Below are 22,305 nucleotides of genomic sequence, written 5' to 3' on the forward strand. Positions count from 1 at the left end.
AGTTCGCACTATTATTCACGCTACATCTTCGCTTTTAACTTTATCTAAGCGTTTGGTTTTTTAATTTAAACAGCAAATTAGCTAACTATGACGCTGCTTATCCTTTTACTATTTATTGCCGGCTGGGGTGCGGGCATGTATGGCATGTTTAAGAAAGCCGGTATAGCTGGCTGGAAAGCGTTAATCCCTTTTTACAATACCTGGCAAATTGTAGAGAAATGCAATATTAAACGCTATTGGTTCTGGCTGCAGTTGGTGCCTGTTGCAGGTCAGTTTGTAACTATCTGGATCACCATCATTTTTGTAATGCATTTCGGTAAGTTTTCCCTGCTTGATCATACGTTGACCGTGTTAGCGCCATTCCTTTGTTTCCCCTACCTGGGTTTTTCTAAAGGGGAAACGTTTAAAGGTGCAAAGCATGTGGCCCAATACAAAAAGTCTACTGTGCGTGAGTGGATTGATGCCGCTGCATTTGCAATAGTGGCGGCCACCATTATCCGTACGTTTATTTTTGAGGCTTATGCAATTCCCAGCGGCAGTATGGAAAATACGCTGTTGGTGAACGAATTTTTATTTGTAAACAAAATGAGTTACGGGGCCCGCCTGCCGCAAACACCGCTGAGTTTTCCATTCGTGCACAACGTAATGCCAGGTTCTGAAACACAGCCATCTTACCTGAAATGGATAGAGTTACCCTATAAGCGGCTTCCCGGTTTTACTATGATAAAGCGCAACGATGTAATCGTATTTAATATGCCGGAAGGTGATACGATTATTAATGTTTCCGGATTTGGATCAAAAGTTTTGTATTACGATGTGCTTCGCGAACAATATAAGGGTAACAGGGATGCATTAGAGGCGGATTATCCTGTGTTGGTTCACCCCGCAGACAAAACAGATAATTATATTAAACGTTGTGTGGCAGTGGGTGGGGATGTTCTGGAAATAAAAGACGGCGTTGTTTATATAAACGGACAAAGAGGATTTGTGCCCCCTGATGCAAAAATGGAATATATGGTGGAGACTAACGGTCCTGCCTTTTCGAAGGATTACCTTGAAGCGGAACTGGGTTTTGAATTTATAAATGATAGTGAATCAGGAAATGACTTTGAACATAGCGACGATCTTCAGATCCTTGGTGATAATAAATACGTGATGTACTTGTCAGAACGGAATATAGCAAAAGTGAAAAAGCTGCACGGCGTCGTAAAAGTTACTCCGGATCTCAAGAGCGGTGCCGATGCCAATTTGTTTCCTTTCAAAACGGATACTTATAAATGGAATCTTGATAACTATGGTCCGTTGACAATTCCTGCAAAGGGGGCAACTGTTCAGTTGAACGCGAATAACATCGCACTATACCAGCGGATTATTGATACCTATGAACACAATACATTTAAAGCGATCAATGGCAAGTTTTTTATAAACGATAAAGAAACTTCAAGCTATACTTTTAAATATAACTATTATTGGATGATGGGCGATAACAGACATAACAGCCAGGATAGCCGTTATTGGGGTTTTGTGCCAGAAACGCATATTGTAGGTAAGCCTTCTTTTATTTGGTTTAGTCATACTGCCGGCTGGAAGCCCCGATGGAGTCGCCTGTTTACAGGGATTAAGTAATAGTTACTGCATGTACGTTGAATGTGATTGATAAATAAAAAAGCTGTATTGCTACAGCTTTTTTTTGTTGGGACTTTCACGGAATATTGGATCGCATCATCTCATGTAAACTCGAATATTGTTGGAGGTTAATTGCTGCTTCTTGAATTTGCTGATGTTATAGTTCTCTGATCTGCCACATCAGTTACTGTGCCATTTTCAATATATCTTATCTGTATTTTTTTTGTTGAATCTGTTGCTTTTGGATCGCCCGTTAACAGGATTGTATAAGCTTTTAATTCATCAAGCTTTATTGTACGTGTTGCATTAATTGTGTTGTCGTTTTTTACAGACACGGTTACCTGTCCGGCTGTTACCTGTGTGAAATCAGAAACTTTTCCGAACGGCGCATTTTCATCTATCACGCTTTTTTCAGCTGTAACAGAAACAACAGGTTTACCCGAATCTGGTATCGCATTAATGTAGCGAATGAATGCGCCACCTTTGGCTGCGTCTAAACTATCAAGATTGTCCTTCACAATTACGTTGCTGTAATTTTTCAGATTGCCTATTACAAAAAGTGTATAATATTTGTTTGGCTCAAAGTTATAGCTGGAGTTTGTCAGCATGCTACCGGTGAAATAATCGAATGCTGCAACTGTTCTGGATCCCGGAAAAATTCTGAGGTAACCGCCTGTATAACTAAGATAGTCCATCGGGCTTCCCGGTAAAATATTTCCGGATAATGTAATATTTGTTGCGGGTTGATCCGTTGCGAGATTAAAAGCCATTAACCCTGCGGCTGGTATATTGCTATCGTTGTCAGTTTTTGTACACGACGAAAAAACAATGAAGAGAACAGCCAACGTTGCGGAAATCATCTTACTAAATCTCATTGCCTTACTAGTTTTAATTTTTCTGGTTATCGTCTCACCTGGTTTTGATGGTTTGAAAAAAAGGAGGCAGAATGTTTTTGAGAATAAAGAAATCATTAACAAAAGTCCTGGCGATGGAACATGTTGTGTATACAATATGTTTTTCCTTCTTATCCCATTATTACAAAACCGAATCGCTTATTATTACTCCACAAAGGTAGAACGGGTGTTGCGATGGTTGTTAGCCCATTGAGACGATATGATGCTCCAAAAGGTGGGAGGGTGATGTGGTGCGTTGGGTGTCAGGTATCAGGTTTCAGGTATAAGGATTAAGGCATTACGGTTTTGCGTTAGGCTAGCAATTATTAGTTGCGAAAGAATCGTAACAATGAAATGTTAAAAGATGACAGTTGCCGATTAATTTGTTTGCAAAAAAAATATAGATACAAGTAGTAAAACTGCTTGCACCAGCGTACTTTGTACTTCGTAATTCGTACTTATTTATTCAATTAGTAAAGGATCAAGGGGGAACCTTTCTGCACCAACGTACTTCGTAATTCTAACTTCGTACTTATAACCGTTGCCAGCTAAAGATTGTAAGCCTGCCCGAACCAATGTACTTCGTAATTCTAACTTCGTACTTATAACCATTGCCAGCTAAAGATTGTAAGCTTGTCCGCACCAGCGTACTTCGTAATTCTAACTTCGTACTTATAACCGTTGCCAGCTAAAGATTGTAAGCCTCTCGCCTCAGCGTACTTCGTACTTCGTACTTCGTACTTGCTCATTGGCTCGCAACAGCTCCCGGTGTGATATCAAATACATCTTTGAATGCTTTGGAAAATTTGCTGAGGTTATTGTAGCCAAGCATATATCCAACTTCGGAAACATTAAGCTTTTGCTGTTCCAGCAGTTCTTTCGCTTTATACATACGTACATGTTTATAAAACTGGTAATAGGTTTGACCAAACACCTGCTTAAAAAGTGTCTTGAATTTTGTCGGTGACATACCTGCTTCCTGTGCAGCATTGTCAATTGAAGGGCATTTCTGATCGTATTTTTCGAGTAAACGGCTTTTTATCTTATTCAGTTTGTCAATGTCTTCATGATGAACATGTCCGGACGTGTTGCTATGACGTTGTTCTACGCGCTGAAGCATGTAATAACATAACTCAAGCGTTCTTGCATGCAGCAGCAAGTTGTTTGATCTTCTTTGGCCGAGCTGATAATCAATGTCTTTTAGTATGTTTAAAAAATGGGCATCCAGCCATTCAAAATGATAAACCGGTTTTTCTTTATCAATGATCAGGTACAGAAATTTTTTTTGTTCTTCACTCTGAGATGCAATGAAACTTCTCAGTCTGTCATAGGTGATTACTACAAATATTAAATGATATTGCGTGTCTGGTTCAAAAGTGTACGAGGCAGCCAGGAGGGGCGAGCTGAAATAGATGCCATTGTCCGTTCCTGAGCCTAGTTTAAAATGGTGTTCGTTGGTAATTGTTCCAATATATTGATCTGAAAGATTAGACACAAGTGCAAAATATCCCGGCCTTAGTGCAGGCTCACGGATAAATATAACTTCCCTGTTAAACTTCAGCTCTACTCTTCTTAAACGCAATCCGGCATCAATTTCAGCTTTGTACATTCGCCCCGAACCGATTTCGTTGTCAAAAGTGAGCGTAGTGTCGTCAAAGACGGCATTTAGTTGCGGTCCGATCTGGGGAAACCAGTGTTCATCATTTTTATAAAATATTTGCAGGGGCTTTGAGAAGGCCATAAAAGTTTCTTCGGTTATACAAAATAACATAATCCCGCAAATGGTATCGCGTTTTAATGATCTTTTATACCGAAATAAGGGCTTCATTATTTTTGCATCCAAAAAGAGTCTGTATTTGGTGCGGTTGTTGGAGCATATTTTATCTGAAAAATTATTTTAATCATTTCTAAAAGATGCAAACAATGGAACATGAACCACTTGTTGTAGAGCGAACGTATAACGCAACAGCAGAAACTGTTTGGGATGCGATAACAAATAGCGCTAAAATGAAAAAATGGTATTTCGATATTTCTGCGTTTAAGCCGGAACCAGGCTTTGAATTTGAATTTACTGCAGGATCGGATAAGAAAATGTATAAGCACTTATGTAAAGTAGTAGATGTCGATCCTCTTAAAAAGTTATCCTATTCATGGAGATATGAAGGTTATCCGGGCTCTTCTGTTGTTACATTTGAGTTAATGCCAACTGGACATGAAACAGTAGTGCGTTTAACTCATACCGGCCTGGAAACTTTTCCCCAGGATAGTCCTGATTTTGCTTTGGCGAGCTTTACAGAAGGGTGGAATTATATTCTTGGCAAAGGTTTGAAAGAGTTTGTGGAAAGTTAATTTAGTAATTTTTTATAAAAAAACGGTCTGATAGCCTACGATATTTACAAAAAAGGCGTTCAAAATCCGCTGATTTTGAACGCCTTTTTTGTAATGGGAAAGCTATAAAAATACCGCTTACAAAGCCCATAAAAAAAACTTTCAAAAAAACTTGCGCAAGTAAGTGCTTGCATATAAATTTGCAAGCAAATGATTGCATAATATGGAGACACGCAGAGATGTTTTTCAGGCAATAGCAGATCCTACACGCCGGGCTATAATAGGGATGATTGCACAACAGTCTGTAAATGTTAACTCAATAGCGGAGCAATTTGATGTCAGTCGTCAGGCAATTTCACTTCATCTTAAAATTCTTTCTGAATGCGGGTTGCTAAATATACAGCAGCAGGGACGGGAGCGTTTTTGCGAAGCAAGGCTTGAAAAGCTTAATGAAGTGCATGAATGGGTGGAGCAATACCACAAACTGTGGGCTGGCAGAATGAAAACTCTCAAGCGTTTTCTTGAACAGGAAGAACTGCAAGCATCAGTTGTGTCTGAAGAACGCAAGAAAAAGGCAACTAATATCAGCAAATCAAAAAAATAATATAATGGAAAATCTAATCACCAAGAATGAAGTTTTCATTGAAGAAATCTTCGACGCCAGTATTGAAAGAGTTTTTAGTGCGTGGACCGATCCTGACAAATTAATGCAATGGTATGCGCCCGATGGATGCACGTTTTTTATCAAAAAAATGGATATTAGAACGGGTGGCCAATTTCATACGTGTATATCTAATCCTCAATATGGTGATTGCTGGTGCATAGGAGCGTACAAAGAGATTTTGCCTAACGAAAAAATTGTATTTACGTTGATGAACGCAGACGAAAATGGTGATCCCATTAATCCGGTGGACATTGGGATGGATCCTGATTGGCCCGGGAAAACACTTGTAACGGTGACATTCACGGAGGAGAACGGCAAAACCAGATTGCAATTGCGACAAACAGTCTCTCAGGAACTTGCGAAGAAAACCGGTGCTTACCCAAGCTGGCTTCAAATGCTCAACAAAATGCGAAATCTGTTCAATCAAAACGGGTAAAATGAAAAAGACAACCTTATGCGCTATTGTTGCGCTGCTGATTTTTTCTTCCTTTAGCAATAAGAAGCAATCTGCAAAAAATGATCATAGTAGTAATCTATTGGTAAATGATACCCTGATGTTTCAGAAGGGGTATTCTGAAGTTAACGGTATTAAAATGTATTATGAAATCTATGGACAAGGCCAGCCACTCGTCTTGCTTCATGGAGGTGGATCCACCATTCAAACAACATTTGGAAGGGTTATTCCGATGTTAGCCAGGCACAGGAAAATTATTGCTTTAGAGTTGCAGGCTCATGGCCGGACCAGCGACAGAAATAAGGATCTTTCCTTTGAGCAGGATGCCGATGATGTAGCGACACTTCTGAAGAATTTAAATATTAGCAAGGCAGACTTTTTTGGTTTTAGCAACGGAGGAACAACTACTGTTCAAATAGCCATTCGTCATCCTGAAATAGCAGATAAAATTATTTTAGGATCAGCGCTATGTAAACGTAGTGGAACGCCTCCGGAGTTTTGGGACTTCATGAACCATGCAAGGCTGGAGAATATGCCTGAAAAACTAAAGGAAGCATATATGCAGGTTGCACCGGATCCAAAGGGTTTGCAGGTAATGCACGACAGGGATGTTAAGAGAATGGTGAATTTTAAAGATATACCAGATGAGCAACTGAAATCCATCAAAGCGCCGGCATTAATTGTCATTGGAGATAAAGATGTGATAACGCCTGAGCATGCTGTCGAAATGTACCGGTTGATAGCAAATTCAGAACTGGCAATTATTCCTGGTGGGCACGGCGATTACATTGGAGAAATAACAACGCTAAAGCCAAACTATAAAGAAGAAGAATTTGTAATTCCCATGATTGAACATTTTCTTGATAAGTAATGTCAAACAGCGGAATAAACATACTGACATAGGGTTGTCATAATCCAAATTTACTTTCGGCTCGTAAAAAGAAACCGTCAAAAAGTAAAAATTGAATTATGCACCTAGTTTCAATCAGAATCATTACTGAGGATGTCAAAAAAATGAGCTCATTTTATGAGTATATCACCGGAATAGCTCCAGTACTATATACAGAAGATTTTGCCGAACTAAAAACTCCTTCAGCGATACTGGCTATCGGCAGTACAAAGACCTTGGAATTATTTGGGGGTGATGAGGTTGCAAAGGCTGCTCAAAATCGCACGGCGATAATCGAATTTCGGGTAAATGATGTAGATGATGAATACAATAGGCTGGCTGGCTTCGTTCAGGACTTAATCGTGCAAAAGCCAACAACAATGCCCTGGGGCAACAGATCTTTTCTATTCAGAGACACAGATGGCAATCTTATAAATTTTTTTGCACCCCTTACCCGTGAGGCAATCCAAAAATTTAATGAAGGTTCGACTGAAGAGCTTGCGTAGAAAAATTATATCAAAAAACTTCATACTTGCTGTTCGAAATGTTAGCGCACGTCGAACAGCAAATATTGCTTGGTTCCTTAGTCCAGCCACGGCGATTGCAGAATCGAATCGCAAAAGTCTTTTCTTTGGTATCCAGGGATCATGCAGGCACAGATGTCTGCATTAATGCTGCCATAGGTTGTGTGCGGTTTGTGTTTAAAGCCATCAAAAAAAGTCGGAATAATATTCTTCTTAAACCCATCGCGAGGAAATTGTCCGAGAATTTCATGCCGGTCACTTTCCAACAGTTTTTCGTACCCTTTGCCCACCACATCCAGAGCAACTCCATAGTTCAGTAATGCCACTTCCGGTTCCTTATATTCTGCGATACCAGGCGAGGTGTGAAGTGCGATAGCATCCCAAACCAACTGAAGCATTTGCGGTGAAACACCATGGCCGCTAAGAAAGTCTCGTGCAGCATTAGCTCCGTCAACTTCGAATCTTTTATCCTCACTGCGATAATGCGATGTCAGACCCAGGTCGTGAAATACTGCACTGACGTACAAAAGTTCCGTGTCGAACTGTATATTATTTTGCTGACCGTTCAGCGCGGCGAATAGAAACGTTCTTAATGAATGGTTGTACAGAAGTTCTGAACCATATTCGCGCAATAGTTCAGTTGCCTGACTTGTCATTGCGCTGTCGGGCATTTTAATCCCTGCGATAATTTTGGCTGTTCCCATGCCTTTCTTTTTATTGGTAAAACCTTTAAATTGCTGCTGTCTTGGTTGAAATGCCCACACGATTTAAAAAATTCATGTGGCAGATACTAATGAAAATATGAGCTATTTCCTGGTCTGTAAAATAGGATTTGAGATTTTCGTACGCCTGGTCTGAAACACCATGATTAAAAATGTAGGTCATTTCCTCTGCTACCTGGAGAACAGCCCGCTCTTCGCTGGTGAATAATGGACTTTCCTGCCATGCAGACAAAGCAAATATCCGGCGGGATGTTTCTCCGTTATTTAAAGCTTCCTGTGTATGATAGTCAATACAATAAGCGCATTTATTGATTTGCGAAACCCGGATTTTAATAATATCCAGCAGCGTCATAGATACTGTAGACTCATGCAGGTGTTTATCCATTTTCGCTATCAGATCCCAGTACAAAGGTTGCTCTTTCCATACATCCAGACGATGTTTAATTACTTTTGCCATATCGTTTTGATTTTGTTTTGGCAAAGTTGGAAAACATAAAAGCCTTGTCGCTTAAACCAGTTTAAGAAATATATTTTTTCCTGATTTCACTTAGATATTCAGGCGTGAAACCCAGAAAAGAGGCAAGCAGGTATTGTGGCACGCGTTGAATAAATCCCGGAAAATGCTTTAAGAAATGTTGATATAGTTCTTCTTTTGAAAATTCAAAAAGAAATCTAAATCTCATTTGGCTCGCGGCGTATGCTTTCTGGAATATATAATGAAAATATTCATTAAGCTCAGGAACCTGTTTTAAGAGTTTGCGTTGCCGTTCAGCAGTGATAGATAATACTTCTGTATTTTCAACGGCGCGAATTGAAAACTGTGCGCCGGCACCTTGTTGAAAGGCAGTAAAGTCTGAAGTCCACCAATTTTCCAAAGCAAAGTCTATCGTCTGTTCGGTACCATTTTGTCTGAGGTAAAACAAATGCACACATCCCTTTACAATAAAAAACTTTTCATAACATCGTTGCCCCTCGGTCAATAGTAGTTCCTTCTTTTTGTATATTTTATGCTCGAAGAAAGGTTCCAGTAGACTGGCTTTGTTCGCAGGAATCGAACTGAATTTTTCTATGTGGGCTATAAGAAGTTGTATCACTGATAATTAGCTTGCTTTACGCAAAATTATTGTAATTGTCTTTTTTAAATATTATTCTTTAAGTCAGAATAATTGTTCAGGTCGATATGGGCTAATTTCAACAGTCACCAGGAATCGATGGCAATCGCGGTATCGGGATTGATGACAATCAGCAATAGCGCTGCGGCTTATCATTCATTCTTAAGATGTACAAGAATAGCTTTGTTTTATCATCTGCACATTATGAGAAGGGTCTTGACAATGTTTCGAGGTGTAATCTACAGGTTTCGGACTGCTCTCCTGGTTAGTACTGTGCTATGCTCTGACGCGTGTAAGAATATACCGGTGATTTATCCTGAGCGAAAAGATATTATCGAAGTAGTCTATGCTTCTGGTAAGATCGTTTCGGAAAATGAGTACAGGCTTGCTGCGCTTAGCAACGGTACTATTATTAAGAAACTTGTGAAGGATGGGGACACTATACAGAAACAACAACTGCTATACATTGTTAGTAGCGAAGGTGTGCAGGAAAAATACGATGCTGCACTTAAGAATTATAATGTGGTAACTGCAAATCTCTCTGACAATTCACCATTACTTAATGATCTGAAGCTGACTTTGCAAAGTGCGGTCATGAAGTGCAGTAACGACTCAGTTACTTATTACCGATACAAGGATTTATGGGCTCAGGATATTGGGACTAAAGGAAACCTTGATAATATGTATATTAATTATCAGCTGTCCGTTAACCAGAAAAAGATCGCTGAGCAAAAATATTATGCCGCTTTAAATGATCTGCAGGTGTCCTATAGCAATGCCCGCAGTCAGTTGACGGCCGCGGGAAAAAGCCTGAAAGAATATTTCATAAGAAGCGATCGCAATGGGGTTGTGTACCAGACTTTTAAGGAAGCAGGAGAAACTGTTAATGTAAATGAGACAGTGGCTTTAATAGGCGAGCGGGCGAGTCAGGTAATTCGTCTGGCAGTAGATCAGCAGGATATCGGAAGAATAAAAACAGGTCAACAGGTATTATTACAAACAGATATTACAGCTGATACAATATATGAAGCAGTCGTAAAATACATCTACCCGGTGATGAACGATCAGGATCAGACATTTCGGGTAGACGCTGTTTTTACCAGGCAGCCTGCTTCCTTTTTTATTCATAGCTCGGTTGAGGCAAACATTGTTATACAGAAGAAAAATAAAGTATTGGTTTTGCCTCGGAACGTATTGTCCGGAAATGACAGTATTTGGATACGCGAAAGCAGGGGAGCAAAAAAAATAGCGATTCAAACGGGCATTACCACGCTGGATAACGTTGAGATTATTTCGGGCGTAGACGAGAAAACAGCGGTTATGCCATCTTCAAAATTTAATGAGCCATGATGTTGCCCGTAAATTTTAAGATTGTGAGAGCGCACCTGCTGTCTCGTAAACGCCAGACCATAATTGCTATGTTGGGTGTAACATTTGGAATAGGCATGTTTATTTTGATGATGAGCTTTATGAAAGGGATGAATGATTTTTTTGAAAATATCATGCTTTCTGTTACCCCGGATATCCGTATCTACAATGACTATAAAACTGATTATTCTTTTTCTGTTGCACAACAGTATTTTGGTGAATCACCGCAAAGCTGGATTGTTATTCGACATCCCCGGCCAAAACAAATTACGCTCAATTTGAAAAATGCGCCCGGTATTATAAGTGATCTCCATAAGTTCAATGAAATACAGGTTGTATCACCACTTGTTTCTGCGCAACTACTTTTTAATTATGGTCCCGTTCAATTAGGTATTGTTGTTGACGGTGTAGATATCAGAGAAGAAGACCGTTTGTTTGGGCTTTCAGACAAAATGAATGGCGGAAGGCCGGAAAATCTTCTTACCACAAACAATGGAATCCTGTTAGGTTATAAACTCGCTAATAAATTAAATGTAAACATCGGAGATATGGTAACTGCTATAACGCCGTCAGGAGTGCAGTCGAGATTCAGAGTTGTGGGCACTTATAAGTTCGGAATATCCATTATGGATGAATATAAAGCGTACATAAGTCTTGCAAGTATGCAACAGCTATTAGGAAAAAACCGGGACTATATTACTGACATTCGTTTAAAGCTTAAAGACATGAAAAACGCGGCGGCATTGGCTTCTTCTTTAGCAAGAAAATACCGGTACAAAGCGGAGGATTGGGAAACGGTGAACGCTTCAGTAAAAGCCGGTAACCTGATAAGAGATACATTCACTTATGTATTAAGCTTCACGTTGCTGCTGATAGCCGGATTTGGTATCTATAACATTATGAACATGGTAATCATGGGCAAAATGAAAGATATTGCGATTCTTAAAGCTGAAGGGTTTGCAAAGAAAGACATTGTGCAGATCTTTTTATCACAATCGTTATGTATTGGTTTAGTGGGTGCAGTTGCCGGGCTGTTACTAGGCTTTCTTTTATCCTATGCATTATCACTGGTTTCGTGGCCGGAAGATGAATGGATTGTGATAAAGCATTTTCCGGTTAATTTCAATTCTCTTTATTATGTGGTGGGACTGATTTTTGGACTGCTCACTACCGCGCTGGCAGGTTTATTACCCGCACTTAAGGCGTCCAGGGTTGACCCTGTAGCTATTTTACGAGGATAAAAATAATTATATGGCGCAGGCAGTATTGACGGCCGAAAAGCTAAATAAATACTTTTATGATCCGGCAATGATTCATGTGCTGCATGACGTGTCCTTGTCGGTTTGCGAGGGCGAATTTGTTTGCATTATGGGTAAGTCCGGCTGTGGTAAATCAACCTTGCTATATTTGCTGTCAACATTGGATACGGCGTATGAAGGTGCACTGTATATTAACGGCATCAGGGTAACGGGGCTCGATGAAAATGATCTGGCGCATTTTCGCAATAAACATATTGGCTTTGTGTTTCAATTTCATTTCCTGCTTCCGGAGTTCACTGCATTAGAAAACGTAATGTTGCCCGCTTTGAAACTGGGAAAGCTGAACCCGAAAGAAGCGGAAGAATATGCAATAGAAAAGCTCCGGCAAATGGATATGCATGAACATGCGCGTAAATTGTCGGGCAAGTTATCGGGCGGTCAGCAGCAGCGTGTTGCTATTGCCCGTGCTTTGATCAATGATCCTAAAATAATTATGGCTGATGAGCCTACCGGTAATCTTGATTCAACCAATACCGCGATAATATTTAATATTTTTGATCAATTGGTTAAAGAAGGCAACACGATTATTACTGTTACACACGATCACGACTTTGCTGCCAAATCAAATCGTATACTTGAAATGGCAGACGGACAAATAAAAAGTTGACAAAGCTGTTCAATTTTAAATAGAAGTTTCAAAATAAGGAAGCTGCGTTATTTGATATCCCCTTCCAGATTTTTCCATCCACCGCCGTTAAATGTTTTGATTCCTTTGGCTGACAGGATTTTTTTTGCCACCGCACTGCGGGCGCCACTTGCACAGCATACCACAACTGTTTTGCCTTTTAGCGTTGTAATTTGTTCGGATAACTCACTAAGAGGCATATTGATACTGCCTTCGATGTGGCCGAGGTTATATTCATTTGGCTGACGGACGTCCACAATTATCGCATTTTGCTGCAATATTTTTTTGAAATCGATGGCTGGTTTACGCGTGGAGATATGAAGTAATGAATATAACGGACAAAAACGGAAATATACCGTGAATAGCATTATTATGCCTGTTACAAGAGCAATGGTACCGGCGGTATTGTTTAGGAACTGTAAATAGTATGTTGCTAATGCTGCTGCTATTGTAAAACGGATGGAACGATCGGTTGAACCTACATTAGTTTTCATATTATCTGTTTTGAATTAAAGTTGGCAAAAAGTATTAACGGGATTGGTAACTTTAGTTACATAAACAGAGGTTTGTTTTTACTATAACCGTGTGATATGAGATGTGCTGATCTTACGAAAAACAGATTGATCAAAACTTACTCTGAGGAATGAAGCCATAAAAAATATCATTACTGAAGATTTAGTGTAGATGGATATAATACTTATCGATTTTTTCGGAGTAGAGTATGTAGGTATAGGGTAAAAAACACCATTTCAGGCGGTTACTGATTCCGCTAAAAAAGCGGGGATGTCCACCAACCTAGCCATCAGATCTTTATTGCAATAAAAAGCCTTCAATTCCTTCGGAAAGAAGGCATTTTTCGGATCAAGTTAAATTCTTGGGGGATTGGAGGATCAAGCATAAATTTTAGATAGTCTGTAAAGAAAGAATTGAATATCCCTTACACCTCTGGATGACGCCCTAAAAGCCTTAATTTTTGCATTGAAAGATTCCGCGGACGCGTTTGTACTTCTATTATTAAAGAAGTTAAGAATATACGTGTAATGGGCTTGTATTGACCTTGCGACTGTTTTGAATGAATCAATGCCGCAATCTTCAATATCATTATACCAAAGAGCCAGCTTTTTAAATGCCTGTTCTTTACTGGTACAGTTCTTAAAGATGAAGCCTAATCTGATGGATAGTTTATAGGCTTGATCAATGAGTGGATATCTTTCGAAAAGTAAATCTGCCCGTTGTTTTTGGGAAGGCGTCCATTTCGTAGGGTGTTTGAACAGAAGATACCTGCTGCGGGCCAATAATTGTTTGATTGAATCTCCGTTGGATAAGAGTTCCGGCTCGTAGACCTGCTTATTACGTTTGGCTGCTGCTATCTGTTCATTTTCCTGTTCCAGAGCCTCCCAACGATATTTGATTCTTATTTCCTGCACTGCATCATAGGCCAGTTTTTGCACATGAAACCGGTCTATGACCCTGGATGCGTGAGGAAAGCATCGCTTAATGACCAGGCTCATAGCTGCAGCCATGTCCATGGTTACTTCAGTCACACGCTTTCTAATGCGTTCAGGAATTTTATTCAATACTTCAATAAGCTCCTCTGCCTGTGTTCCCTTGATCATTGCAACAATACAGCCTTTACGTCCCCTGGCTGACTTGTTGGTTACAATGGTGTATAATTCCCCATTAGACAATGCCGTTTCATCAATACTGAGATGAGCGCCTACATTGTTTTCAAATAACATCCAGTCACAAGCATGATCTTTCTGTTCCCAACTGCTAAAATCACTGATATGTTCTTTGTATTGCTGCTGAAGCTGTTTGCCATCTACCTGGAAAAACTTCCCTAACAAAAAGCAGCTAATGGGTTGATTGTCCAAGTATGCCTTTTAAAAAAGCCGCAAACTCTTTGGTTATTCGCGTTCCGGACTGAACCAGTTGCCAATCCCTGCTGACGATTTCTTTAGTATCTTGAATTTCCCAGCGCCGCCGCTTGATACATAATTGAACTTCCTGACCACGAATGGGAAAATCTTGTATGCTTATTTGAGGATAAAAACCTTTTGAATGAAGTAATTGCCCCTTAAACTCTTCGGGTATTATATTCTTTTCTTCCAGATATATCTTAAGGCCTTCATGATCTTTTATTGTATTCACCAACTCAAAATATGTCAATATGCCTTCTGGTAATAATAACTCTATCAATTGCCGAAACTGTTCTTCCAAAATCCAAGCTTTTTAAAGACACAAAAAAATGTCTTTTTTCAAAATCCCCCAACTTTTCGGCTTGATCCCATTTTTCTGTGATCCCGCCGGGACTCAAACCGAGTGCCTTCCCGATAAAAAATCGGGGGGCTCTACCAACTGAGCTACTGGATTTTTATTGCAATAAAAAAGCCTTCAATTCTTTCGAAAAGAAAGCTTTTTTCAGTGATCCCGCCGGGACTCAAACCGAGTGCCCTCCCGATAAAAAATCGGGATGCTCTACCAACTGAGCTACTGGATTTTTATTGCAATAAAAAAGCCTTCAATTCTTTCGAAAAGAAGGCTTTTTTCTGTGATCCCGCTGGGACTCGAACCCAGGGCCCATACATTAAAAGTGTATTGCTCTACCAACTGAGCTACGGAATCTTATCTTTTTCAGATACCCCGTTTTGTTTTGGGAGTGCAAAAATAGGGGAATTTAAATTAGTGCCAAATTTTTCTTTTATTTTTTTAAAAATTCTATCAACCTCTTTTTCAATATGCTAATCAGTTTGAAGTAGTTACTTTTGCAAATTAACTAAGCGTTCATCATGTCATATTTAAAAGATAAAGTTGTAGTCGTTACAGGCGGGTCAGAAGGTATAGGTAAAGCATTGGTTGATGCATTGCTGCAGAAAGGAGCAAAGGTTGCTACATGTGGACGTAATTATGATAAGCTGTACCAGCTTCAAACACATTATCCCGGTAAGCCTTTACTTATTTATACTGCGGACGTAAGCAAAGAAATTGATTGTCAGAATTTCATCGATCAAACCATTAAGCTATTTGGCACAATTGATATCATGATCAATAATGCAGGGCTTTCCATGCGCGCCATGTTTGCTGAAACAGAAGTAGAAACATTGCGCAGATTGATGGATGTAAATTTCTGGGGCGCTGTATACTGTACCAAATTTGCACTACCACATATCCTTAAACAAAGAGGACAAATAATAAGTGTTTCATCTATTGCCGGCTTCCGTGGATTGCCGGGCCGTTCAGGATACTCTGCGTCAAAATATGCGCTCAACGGATGGATGGAAGCATTGCGTACTGAATTGTTGTACACTGGTGTAAATGTGATGTGGGTTTGCCCTGGCTTTACCGCATCAAATATCCGTAATGTAGCATTAGATAAAAATGCACAGCCGCAGGGTGAGTCTCCGCTTGATGAAAAAAGTCTTATGACTGCTGAAGAATGTGCTTCACATATCCTGCATGCAATTGAAAAACGTAAGAGAACCCTTGTGTTGACCGCTAAAGGAAAGCAAACTGTTTTTATGAACAAGTTTTTTCCTGCGTTAGCTGACTCGTTGGTATATAAATTCTTTTTTAAAAACGGAGAGCTCGTAAAATAACTCTTACTGAAGTACTGCTGAATGTCCATAGTAACATTATCTACAGACATAGGTTCGAATGACTTTGTTACAGGAGCCATCAAGGGGCAAATCCTTTCGATGGCTCCCGCAGCAAATATTGTTGATATAACCCATAACCTTTCGGCCGATAATTTTTTACAGGCTGCTTATATCTGTTCTAACGCATTCAAATATTATCCTGAGGGAACAATACATCTGATCCTGGCAAACTTGTTTGAGTCAAGGCCCAATTATTTATTGTTGGTTGAATACAACAAGCAGTATATCATTTGTCCTGATAATGGTTTGCTAACAATGATCATGCGTAATAAGCCCGCGGAAATATTTGCTATCAGTGTTGAGGCCTCAAATGGTTTGAATATCCTTAGCTGTACACAATTTGCAGCTAAAGCTATTGCTGAACTGCAACAGTTTTTGCCATCGCAAATCGGACAGCCTGTTGAGCGCATTGTTGAAAAGTATCCGTTACGTTCTACTGCAACGTCCAACATTGTTGAAAGTCAGATCATTTTCATTGATAATTTTGAGAACGTAGTCCTGAATATTACAAAGGAAGAGTTTGAAGAATACAGAAAGGGGCGTTCATTTAAAATATTCCTCACACGTAACGAAATAATAGAAACCATCAGCGAGAACTATGCATCAGTTCCGCAGGGTACAACACTGGCATGGTTTAATGCGGCAGGCTATCTTGAGTTGTCCATCAATAAGGGCAATCTCGCCGGTTTGTTTGGTCTGCAGGGATTCTCTGAAAAAATGCAACACGCGCCATCAATGCAAAACAGGCTGCTTTACCAGGTTGTCCGGATCTTTTTTGAATAGCACAGGGCGCTGCATAAGCCCATGTCCGTTATTTTATACAACTGTTAGTTTACTGATTATCAAATTAATTGTTAAGAGCGGGTTACCTTTTTTTGAAAATGGTATATACTGATGTATATTTGCATCTCCATAACGTTATCGTAAAGTTGCAACCCTGATTGTCTCGCACTGAAAAAGAAGTTTACGGTTGATTGTCTGCGATTTAAATTTTTTATCAAAGGCTTCGCGCCATTTTTAAAATTATATTGTATGAGAACAATCATTGCACAATTATTTTTTGATAGAGAAGTTGTTGAAGCTGTTAAGCAGACTGAAGTTGACAACGCGAAATTGTACAACTATCTTATGGAAGGAAAAATTACTATGCAGGAGTACCTGCAATTATGCAAAGCATAAATCTTCGTTTCTTGTTTCTGTGATTAATACTAATGATTTAGAGTTTCTGAAAAGCCGGCCTTGCGCCGGTTTTTTAGTTTTCAGCTGTGAGCTTTCGGCTTTTCACAATTATGATATTACCCTGGTAACCTGCCCAATATTTTTTCTTATCACTTTTGTACTGTTGCCTGTTCAACTGATTATCCCGCACTTTCTTATTCGATTCAATCTCCCAGTTGCTCCGCTGATAGCTGACAGCTGATAGCTGACAGCTGATAGCTCACAGCTCAACAAAGTGGAACCAATTGCATACTTGTCCCAACGTGTTTGTTACTGACGGCGCTTGCATGACTTCAACATCAACACAAAACCTCTCTCTTACCTACATGGCGCCGACAGCACGTGCAGTTGATTATGCTATTAGCCAGATGAAGAAAGGAGAAATACAGTGTTAAGCCTAAAGCTTTAAGCCCAAAGCTTAAAACTGTTGTTGCCTCTTGTTGTGTAAAAACTGATAACAAGGTACTATCTGACTATAGACACATTAAGCAATATGCCGAAACGCTATTCATTCGCTTATAGGTTTTAGGCTTTGAGCTTTAAGCTTTGAGCTTTTTAAAATTAAACCGCGCAAATCGCAGAATTATGACATGCAGGCCATAACTTAGATAACCAAACTATTTTGCTATGTCATACCCTGTTCGGATCGCACTGATCGCGGCCCTTGGCGGTTTCCTTTTCGGATTTGAAACCGCTGTTATTTCCGGTGCTGAGAAAACTATTCAACAATTATGGTCCCTATCCTCATTCTGGCAGGGTTTTACTGTTGCTTCCAGCCTTATCGGTACAGTTGTCGGTTCACTGATCGCAGGTGTTCCTGCGAAGAAGTATGGTCGTAAAAAAGTGTTGCAGTGGATAGCCGTATTGTATATTATCGCTGCGTTGGGTTGTGCATCTGTTTCTTCGTGGATCCTTTTTATTTCTTTTCGCTTTCTGGCGGGTGTGGCAGTTGGATCGTCTTCAGTTGTTGGCCCGATGTATATAAGTGAAATTGCTCCTACAAACTTACGGGGCCGCCTTGCCGGATCTTTCCAATTGAATGTCGTGGCCGGTATTTTTATAGCATATCTCACGAATTTTCTTTTTGTGGGATTGGGCGATAATGCCTGGCGTTACATGCTTGGTATAATGGTGGTTCCTTCAGTTTTGTTTTGGGCATTACTGCGTAGTATACCTGAAAGCCCTCGATGGCTGATTCTGAACAACCGTGATGCAGAGGCTATTCCCGTTATGCAGCGGCTACAGGAAACAGATATTAACGGAGTGATTGCAGATATCCGTAATTCAGTCAAGGCGCACAAAGAATCGCTTTTTCAAAAAAGATATGCTAAGCCTATTCTTTATGCTGTAATACTCGCCATGTTTAACCAGCTTTCAGGCATCAACGCAATTTTATATTATGCGCCCAGGATATTTGAAATGGCGGGTTTTTCCAAGAGCGAGGCATATCTCCAACCTGTATATATTGGAGCTGCTAATTTGTTGTTCACTATTCTGGCCATGACTCTAATCGATAAATTCGGAAGAAAAAGATTGTTGATCATCGGTTCATTGGGAATGATTTTGTTCTTAGGATTAACTGCTGCAGCATTTAATAATGGTGCTTCAAGCAACAGCAATGTGTTACTTTATCTCATTGGTTTTATCGCTTTTTTTGGATTTTCACAAGGGGCCGTAATATGGGTATTTATCTCAGAGATATTTCCAAACTCAGTACGTTCTCAAGGGGGCTCGCTGGGCAGTTTTACACACTGGATCATGGCGGCCATCATTTCATGGACATTTCCTATCATCGTTGAAGGTAGTCCCAAAGGCGGCTATTATTCTTTCATCTTTTATACTGTGATGATGTTCCTGCATTTGTTGTTCGTATGGCGCGTTCTTCCCGAGACAAAAAATAAATCACTTGAACAAATTCAGAAAGAACTGGGAATTGAGTGATAATTGAAAATGGAGAATTGAAAATTGACAATGAAGAGTAAGTACGAGTTACGAAGTACGAAGTACGCAGGTTCAGACAGTTTATTTTTTTTGATACATCATGCAAAAAAGAACAATCAAGTTCAATTTATAAAGCGTCGGGGTTTGGACAACACAAAGTCCTGAAAGGGCGCCATCACTAGCCCAGGGCAACGCCCTGGGAATAAAATAACAAATGGCAATCAAGCCTGAAAGGGCGCGAGCGGCACATACAAAAAAAGGCCTGAGTTTGATAAAATAACTCAGGCCTCGTTTGTATTTCACTGACTGTTCTTCAGTTAAAAATTTGCATGATTCTAGTCTTCATTTTCAATTGTCAAATTTCAACTATCAATTGACAAATTTCAATTGTCACTTATCCAGGTATAGCTCAAATGTGTCACTTCTCAATCCAATCCTCATCGCTTCCAGCGCAATAACATCTGTAGTGGCGATATTACCCAGGTTAACATTGGCGCCAATCGTTTTGATGAAATACAATTGCTGATCTTTTTGCGGCGTTTCCCAGATAATTTTTTCTGCAGGTATCTTTACCAGTATTTCCTGTACCAATCCTTCCCTTACTTCACCGCTATCACGGAACAAGCCAACCGTGCCGGTTTCGCGTGCTTCTGCAATTACATAGCTCGCACCTGCACTTAGTTCTTTTGTCATCAGGTCAATCCATTTGTAAGGTGGCGTAACCAGAACCTTGTCTTTATCTTTAGAACCAACTTCGCTCAATACTGTTCCATATTTTGTCAGCTTTTCAATATAGCCGCACTTTTCCTCGTGAGAAATGTTTAATGATCCATCGGACATTTCAATATGCGTTATTCCAAAGTCTTGTATAAAGCGGATATAGTCGCTAAATTGGTTGCGTATGATAAATGCTTCAAGTAACAAGCCACCAAGATAAACGGGTATGTTCTGTGATTGATAAAGCTCAATTTTTTCGCGAAGCAGCGGAGTAAAAAGTGATGTGCCGAAAGCCAGTTTTGCAAAGTCAATATATGGAGCCGCAACAGATAAAAGATTTTTGGTTTCCTGCAAGCCAAGTCCTTTATCTGTTATCATAGTTATGCCATAGCTGCGTGGATTTGTAGTACGTTCGGGAATATTGTTGAGCCGAAAATTCATAGCCTCTCATGTTTTTAATAGATCAAAAAAATATCTGCCGTTGGCTGGCAGAATGAAGCAACATTCTTTTTACCGCGGCAAATTTGGCAATAACTGTCAGAATAATTTATTGCCTTAACATTTTTTTACAATTGCATGCGCCGGCGTTTAATTTTTTTCGACGTTTGCCCGCAACAAAAATTGTTTGCAAAGGAACTTTGACTTGCTACACTTTCTGAGTACATTTCGCGCTGTAAAATTACACACTAACTATGAATAAGCTAAAGATAATAGCTGTTGCGGCTTTTGCATCAATACTCGTACTGATGCAAAGTTGTTCCACCCAAAATATATACTACGCTCCTGTATGGGCTGCTGCGTACCAGCAAAAGGCGGCTGAAAATAAGGCACTGGCCATGCAGGCATACAATATTGCACACGAAAGGCTGGATAAATATATTGCTGAGCCATCGGACAAACCTTTTGCTGTTATTACAGATATAGACGAAACAGTTCTGGATAATAGCCCATATATTGTACATCGTGCATTGCGAAACAAAGGCTATTCTGACACTACATGGAAAGCGTGGACAGCCAGGGTGGATGCAGACACAATTGCGGGCGCGTTATCATTCTTTACATATGCAGCTTCAAAAAAAGTTGAAGTATTTTATGTCTCAAACAGGCAACAATCTGAGGCTTCGCAAACATTGGCCAATTTAAAAAAATGGAATTTTCCATATGCCGATGAGACGCATTTGTTACTAAAAGTGAACACTTCAAGCAAAGATGCAAGACGCGCGGCTGTTGCAACGAAGTACAATGTGCTGATGTGGTTCGGTGATAATCTTGGCGACTTTGAAGGCACTTACGATACTTTGCCTGTTGCTGCAAGGGATAAACAAACTGTTCAGGAACGTGATAAATTCGGAAGCAGGTTTATAGTACTGCCCAATGCCATGTACGGCGGCTGGCAGAGTGCACTGCTGAATTATAACCATAAACTTTCAGCTAAAGAACAAAAGAAGTTGATAGAGAGTCAATTAAAAAATTATTGATACAGTATATGTCATATAGTAAAGGCTTTTTATTGATCGCTATAAGACTATCCCTTTAAACACCCTCTATACCGATTTTTCACTTCGTTTTTGAGTAGTGGAACAACGCATTGGGCATTTAGCCTTATCTTTGCCGTGCGTGAAAAAAAAGGTAGCCATATTATTGCTGATCATTTATGTGTTTGGAGCAACAGATGCCAATCAGTTGCTTAAGCTACCTGCGTTAGTCAGTCATTACATTCAACATCAGCATACAACACCAGGCATAACCCTTGCAATGTTTATTAAGCTGCATTACGAAGATGAGGCGCTGAAAGATCTTGACCAGGATTTTCAGCAGGACATGCGGCTTCCATTTAAAACACATGAGGCAGATTGTTGCCTTACGATGCCTGTGTTGGTTCCCCAGCCTATTAAAGTGGCCGCCCACACTCCGGAAAGACCATGTGTTCAATACAATATTTCCAACGATGATGTTCCTCAATATTTAATTCCCGTTTCCATCTTTCAGCCTCCCCGGATCTGAGTTCTCAGTTAAATGCTCTGTGGAAAGCACTGTGCGCATCTGTTAAACCATTTGTGCAGTTATATTATTTTCTTCGAAAAAGATGTTTAATAACTTTTAATACTGTCATGACTTACGTTGTCATGATCACAGCGCTATAGCTTTACCACTGTCATTTGGCTAAATTTCCCTTCATTTCATTTGGCGGAGAGTGAATTGCCCAACCGCATATAGTTCATTCTTATGCACAAAATCCCCGTGAAAAA

24 protein-coding genes and 3 tRNA genes are annotated in these 22,305 nt (G+C 39.9%); 15 read left to right on the top strand and 12 right to left on the bottom strand.

Annotated elements, in window-relative coordinates:
- Window positions 1-87 precede the first annotated feature (87 nt).
- Window positions 88-1,626, top strand: a complete 1,539-nt coding sequence (gene lepB / locus QTN47_RS18110) for a signal peptidase I (protein ID WP_369330821.1) — start codon at window positions 88-90, stop codon at window positions 1,624-1,626.
- Between the two features lie 128 nt (window positions 1,627-1,754).
- On the opposite strand, the gene QTN47_RS18115 is transcribed toward lepB, so the two are convergent.
- Both QTN47_RS18115 and QTN47_RS18120 read right to left on the bottom strand, forming a co-directional pair.
- Window positions 1,755-2,501, bottom strand: a complete 747-nt coding sequence (locus tag QTN47_RS18115; protein WP_369330822.1) for a DUF4397 domain-containing protein — start codon at window positions 2,499-2,501, stop codon at window positions 1,755-1,757.
- A 763-nt stretch (window positions 2,502-3,264) separates the two neighbouring features.
- Complete coding sequence (locus QTN47_RS18120) at window positions 3,265-4,260, bottom strand: helix-turn-helix transcriptional regulator (protein WP_369330823.1); 996 nt, start codon at window positions 4,258-4,260, stop codon at window positions 3,265-3,267.
- Window positions 4,261-4,442: 182 nt separating this feature from the next.
- Between QTN47_RS18120 and QTN47_RS18125 the strand changes: the two genes are divergently transcribed.
- The 5 genes from QTN47_RS18125 (at window position 4,443) to QTN47_RS18145 (ending at window position 7,360) form a co-directional block, all read left to right on the top strand.
- Entirely contained in the window at window positions 4,443-4,868 is a 426-nt protein-coding gene (locus QTN47_RS18125; RefSeq protein ID WP_369330824.1) for an SRPBCC family protein, read from the top strand.
- A gap of 202 nt (window positions 4,869-5,070) precedes the next feature.
- On the top strand, window positions 5,071-5,451 hold the full coding sequence (locus tag QTN47_RS18130; RefSeq protein ID WP_369330825.1) for an ArsR/SmtB family transcription factor: 381 nt from the start codon (window positions 5,071-5,073) through the stop codon (window positions 5,449-5,451).
- 4 nt (window positions 5,452-5,455) lie between these two features.
- Window positions 5,456-5,947, top strand: a complete 492-nt coding sequence (locus tag QTN47_RS18135; protein WP_369330826.1) for an SRPBCC family protein — start codon at window positions 5,456-5,458, stop codon at window positions 5,945-5,947.
- Between the two features lies 1 nt (window position 5,948).
- Window positions 5,949-6,836 carry an alpha/beta fold hydrolase gene (locus QTN47_RS18140; protein ID WP_369330827.1) on the top strand — a complete coding sequence of 296 codons (888 nt, stop codon included), beginning with the start codon at window positions 5,949-5,951 and terminating at the stop codon, window positions 6,834-6,836.
- A gap of 98 nt (window positions 6,837-6,934) precedes the next feature.
- Window positions 6,935-7,360: a VOC family protein gene (locus QTN47_RS18145; RefSeq protein WP_369330828.1), complete on the top strand. Its 426-nt coding sequence runs from the start codon at window positions 6,935-6,937 to the stop codon at window positions 7,358-7,360.
- Between the two features lie 77 nt (window positions 7,361-7,437).
- Here QTN47_RS18145 and QTN47_RS18150 read toward each other — a convergent pair whose 3' ends face one another.
- The 3 genes from QTN47_RS18150 to QTN47_RS18160 form a co-directional block, all read right to left on the bottom strand.
- On the bottom strand, window positions 7,438-8,082 hold the full coding sequence (locus QTN47_RS18150; RefSeq protein WP_369330829.1) for an HD domain-containing protein: 645 nt from the start codon (window positions 8,080-8,082) through the stop codon (window positions 7,438-7,440).
- 25 nt (window positions 8,083-8,107) lie between these two features.
- Window positions 8,108-8,557, bottom strand: coding sequence for a carboxymuconolactone decarboxylase family protein (locus QTN47_RS18155; RefSeq protein ID WP_369330830.1), 450 nt, complete (start codon window positions 8,555-8,557; stop codon window positions 8,108-8,110).
- Between the two features lie 61 nt (window positions 8,558-8,618).
- Window positions 8,619-9,194 (bottom strand): Crp/Fnr family transcriptional regulator, encoded by a 576-nt coding sequence (locus QTN47_RS18160; protein WP_369330831.1) that lies wholly within the window; start codon window positions 9,192-9,194, stop codon window positions 8,619-8,621.
- Window positions 9,195-9,518: 324 nt separating this feature from the next.
- Here QTN47_RS18160 and QTN47_RS18165 point away from each other — a divergent pair, with 324 nt between their 5' ends.
- The 3 genes from QTN47_RS18165 to QTN47_RS18175 are packed head-to-tail and all read left to right on the top strand — an operon-like array spanning window position 9,519 to window position 12,506.
- Window positions 9,519-10,562 (top strand): efflux RND transporter periplasmic adaptor subunit, encoded by a 1,044-nt coding sequence (locus QTN47_RS18165; protein WP_369330832.1) that lies wholly within the window; start codon window positions 9,519-9,521, stop codon window positions 10,560-10,562.
- Entirely contained in the window at window positions 10,559-11,821 is a 1,263-nt protein-coding gene (locus QTN47_RS18170; RefSeq protein ID WP_369330833.1) for an ABC transporter permease, read from the top strand. Before QTN47_RS18165 ends, QTN47_RS18170 begins: the two co-directional genes overlap by 4 nt.
- A gap of 10 nt (window positions 11,822-11,831) precedes the next feature.
- A complete protein-coding gene (locus QTN47_RS18175) occupies window positions 11,832-12,506 on the top strand; it encodes an ABC transporter ATP-binding protein (RefSeq protein WP_369330834.1) in 675 nt (224 codons plus the stop codon).
- Between the two features lie 47 nt (window positions 12,507-12,553).
- On the opposite strand, the gene QTN47_RS18180 is transcribed toward QTN47_RS18175, so the two are convergent.
- From QTN47_RS18180 to QTN47_RS18205, 6 genes are all read right to left on the bottom strand, one after another.
- Window positions 12,554-13,018 carry a YgaP-like transmembrane domain gene (locus QTN47_RS18180; protein WP_369330835.1) on the bottom strand — a complete coding sequence of 155 codons (465 nt, stop codon included), beginning with the start codon at window positions 13,016-13,018 and terminating at the stop codon, window positions 12,554-12,556.
- A 396-nt stretch (window positions 13,019-13,414) separates the two neighbouring features.
- Entirely contained in the window at window positions 13,415-14,398 is a 984-nt protein-coding gene (locus QTN47_RS18185) for an ISAon1 family transposase (protein WP_369330836.1), read from the bottom strand.
- Window positions 14,379-14,744, bottom strand: a complete 366-nt coding sequence (locus QTN47_RS18190) for an ISAon1 family transposase N-terminal region protein (protein WP_369330837.1) — start codon at window positions 14,742-14,744, stop codon at window positions 14,379-14,381. The genes QTN47_RS18185 and QTN47_RS18190 overlap by 20 nt, the downstream gene beginning before the upstream one ends.
- 80 nt (window positions 14,745-14,824) lie before the next feature.
- Window positions 14,825-14,898 (bottom strand) — tRNA-Lys (locus QTN47_RS18195).
- A 53-nt stretch (window positions 14,899-14,951) separates the two neighbouring features.
- A tRNA-Lys gene (locus tag QTN47_RS18200) sits at window positions 14,952-15,025 on the bottom strand.
- Between the two features lie 51 nt (window positions 15,026-15,076).
- A tRNA-Lys gene (locus tag QTN47_RS18205) sits at window positions 15,077-15,149 on the bottom strand.
- Window positions 15,150-15,313: 164 nt separating this feature from the next.
- Here QTN47_RS18205 and QTN47_RS18210 point away from each other — a divergent pair.
- From QTN47_RS18210 to QTN47_RS18225, 4 genes are all read left to right on the top strand, one after another.
- Window positions 15,314-16,120, top strand: a complete 807-nt coding sequence (locus tag QTN47_RS18210) for an SDR family oxidoreductase (RefSeq protein WP_369330838.1) — start codon at window positions 15,314-15,316, stop codon at window positions 16,118-16,120.
- A 21-nt stretch (window positions 16,121-16,141) separates the two neighbouring features.
- Window positions 16,142-16,963 carry an SAM hydrolase/SAM-dependent halogenase family protein gene (locus QTN47_RS18215; protein ID WP_369330839.1) on the top strand — a complete coding sequence of 274 codons (822 nt, stop codon included), beginning with the start codon at window positions 16,142-16,144 and terminating at the stop codon, window positions 16,961-16,963.
- 249 nt (window positions 16,964-17,212) lie between these two features.
- A complete protein-coding gene (locus QTN47_RS18220) occupies window positions 17,213-17,359 on the top strand; it encodes a hypothetical protein (protein ID WP_369330840.1) in 147 nt (48 codons plus the stop codon).
- Window positions 17,360-18,025: 666 nt separating this feature from the next.
- Complete coding sequence (locus QTN47_RS18225; RefSeq protein ID WP_369330841.1) at window positions 18,026-19,339, top strand: sugar porter family MFS transporter; 1,314 nt, start codon at window positions 18,026-18,028, stop codon at window positions 19,337-19,339.
- A 390-nt stretch (window positions 19,340-19,729) separates the two neighbouring features.
- Here the strand turns inward: QTN47_RS18225 and QTN47_RS18230 are convergent, their stop codons facing one another.
- A complete protein-coding gene (locus QTN47_RS18230; RefSeq protein WP_369330842.1) occupies window positions 19,730-20,497 on the bottom strand; it encodes a phosphosulfolactate synthase in 768 nt (255 codons plus the stop codon).
- Between the two features lie 251 nt (window positions 20,498-20,748).
- Here QTN47_RS18230 and QTN47_RS18235 point away from each other — a divergent pair, with 251 nt between their 5' ends.
- Window positions 20,749-21,534 carry a 5'-nucleotidase, lipoprotein e(P4) family gene (locus QTN47_RS18235; RefSeq protein ID WP_369330843.1) on the top strand — a complete coding sequence of 262 codons (786 nt, stop codon included), beginning with the start codon at window positions 20,749-20,751 and terminating at the stop codon, window positions 21,532-21,534.
- Window positions 21,535-21,673: 139 nt separating this feature from the next.
- Complete coding sequence (locus QTN47_RS18240; RefSeq protein WP_369330844.1) at window positions 21,674-22,060, top strand: hypothetical protein; 387 nt, start codon at window positions 21,674-21,676, stop codon at window positions 22,058-22,060.
- Window positions 22,061-22,305 lie beyond the last annotated feature (245 nt).

This window comes from Danxiaibacter flavus (assembly GCF_041060425.1).
Taxonomy (GTDB): domain Bacteria; phylum Bacteroidota; class Bacteroidia; order Chitinophagales; family Chitinophagaceae; genus Danxiaibacter; species Danxiaibacter flavus.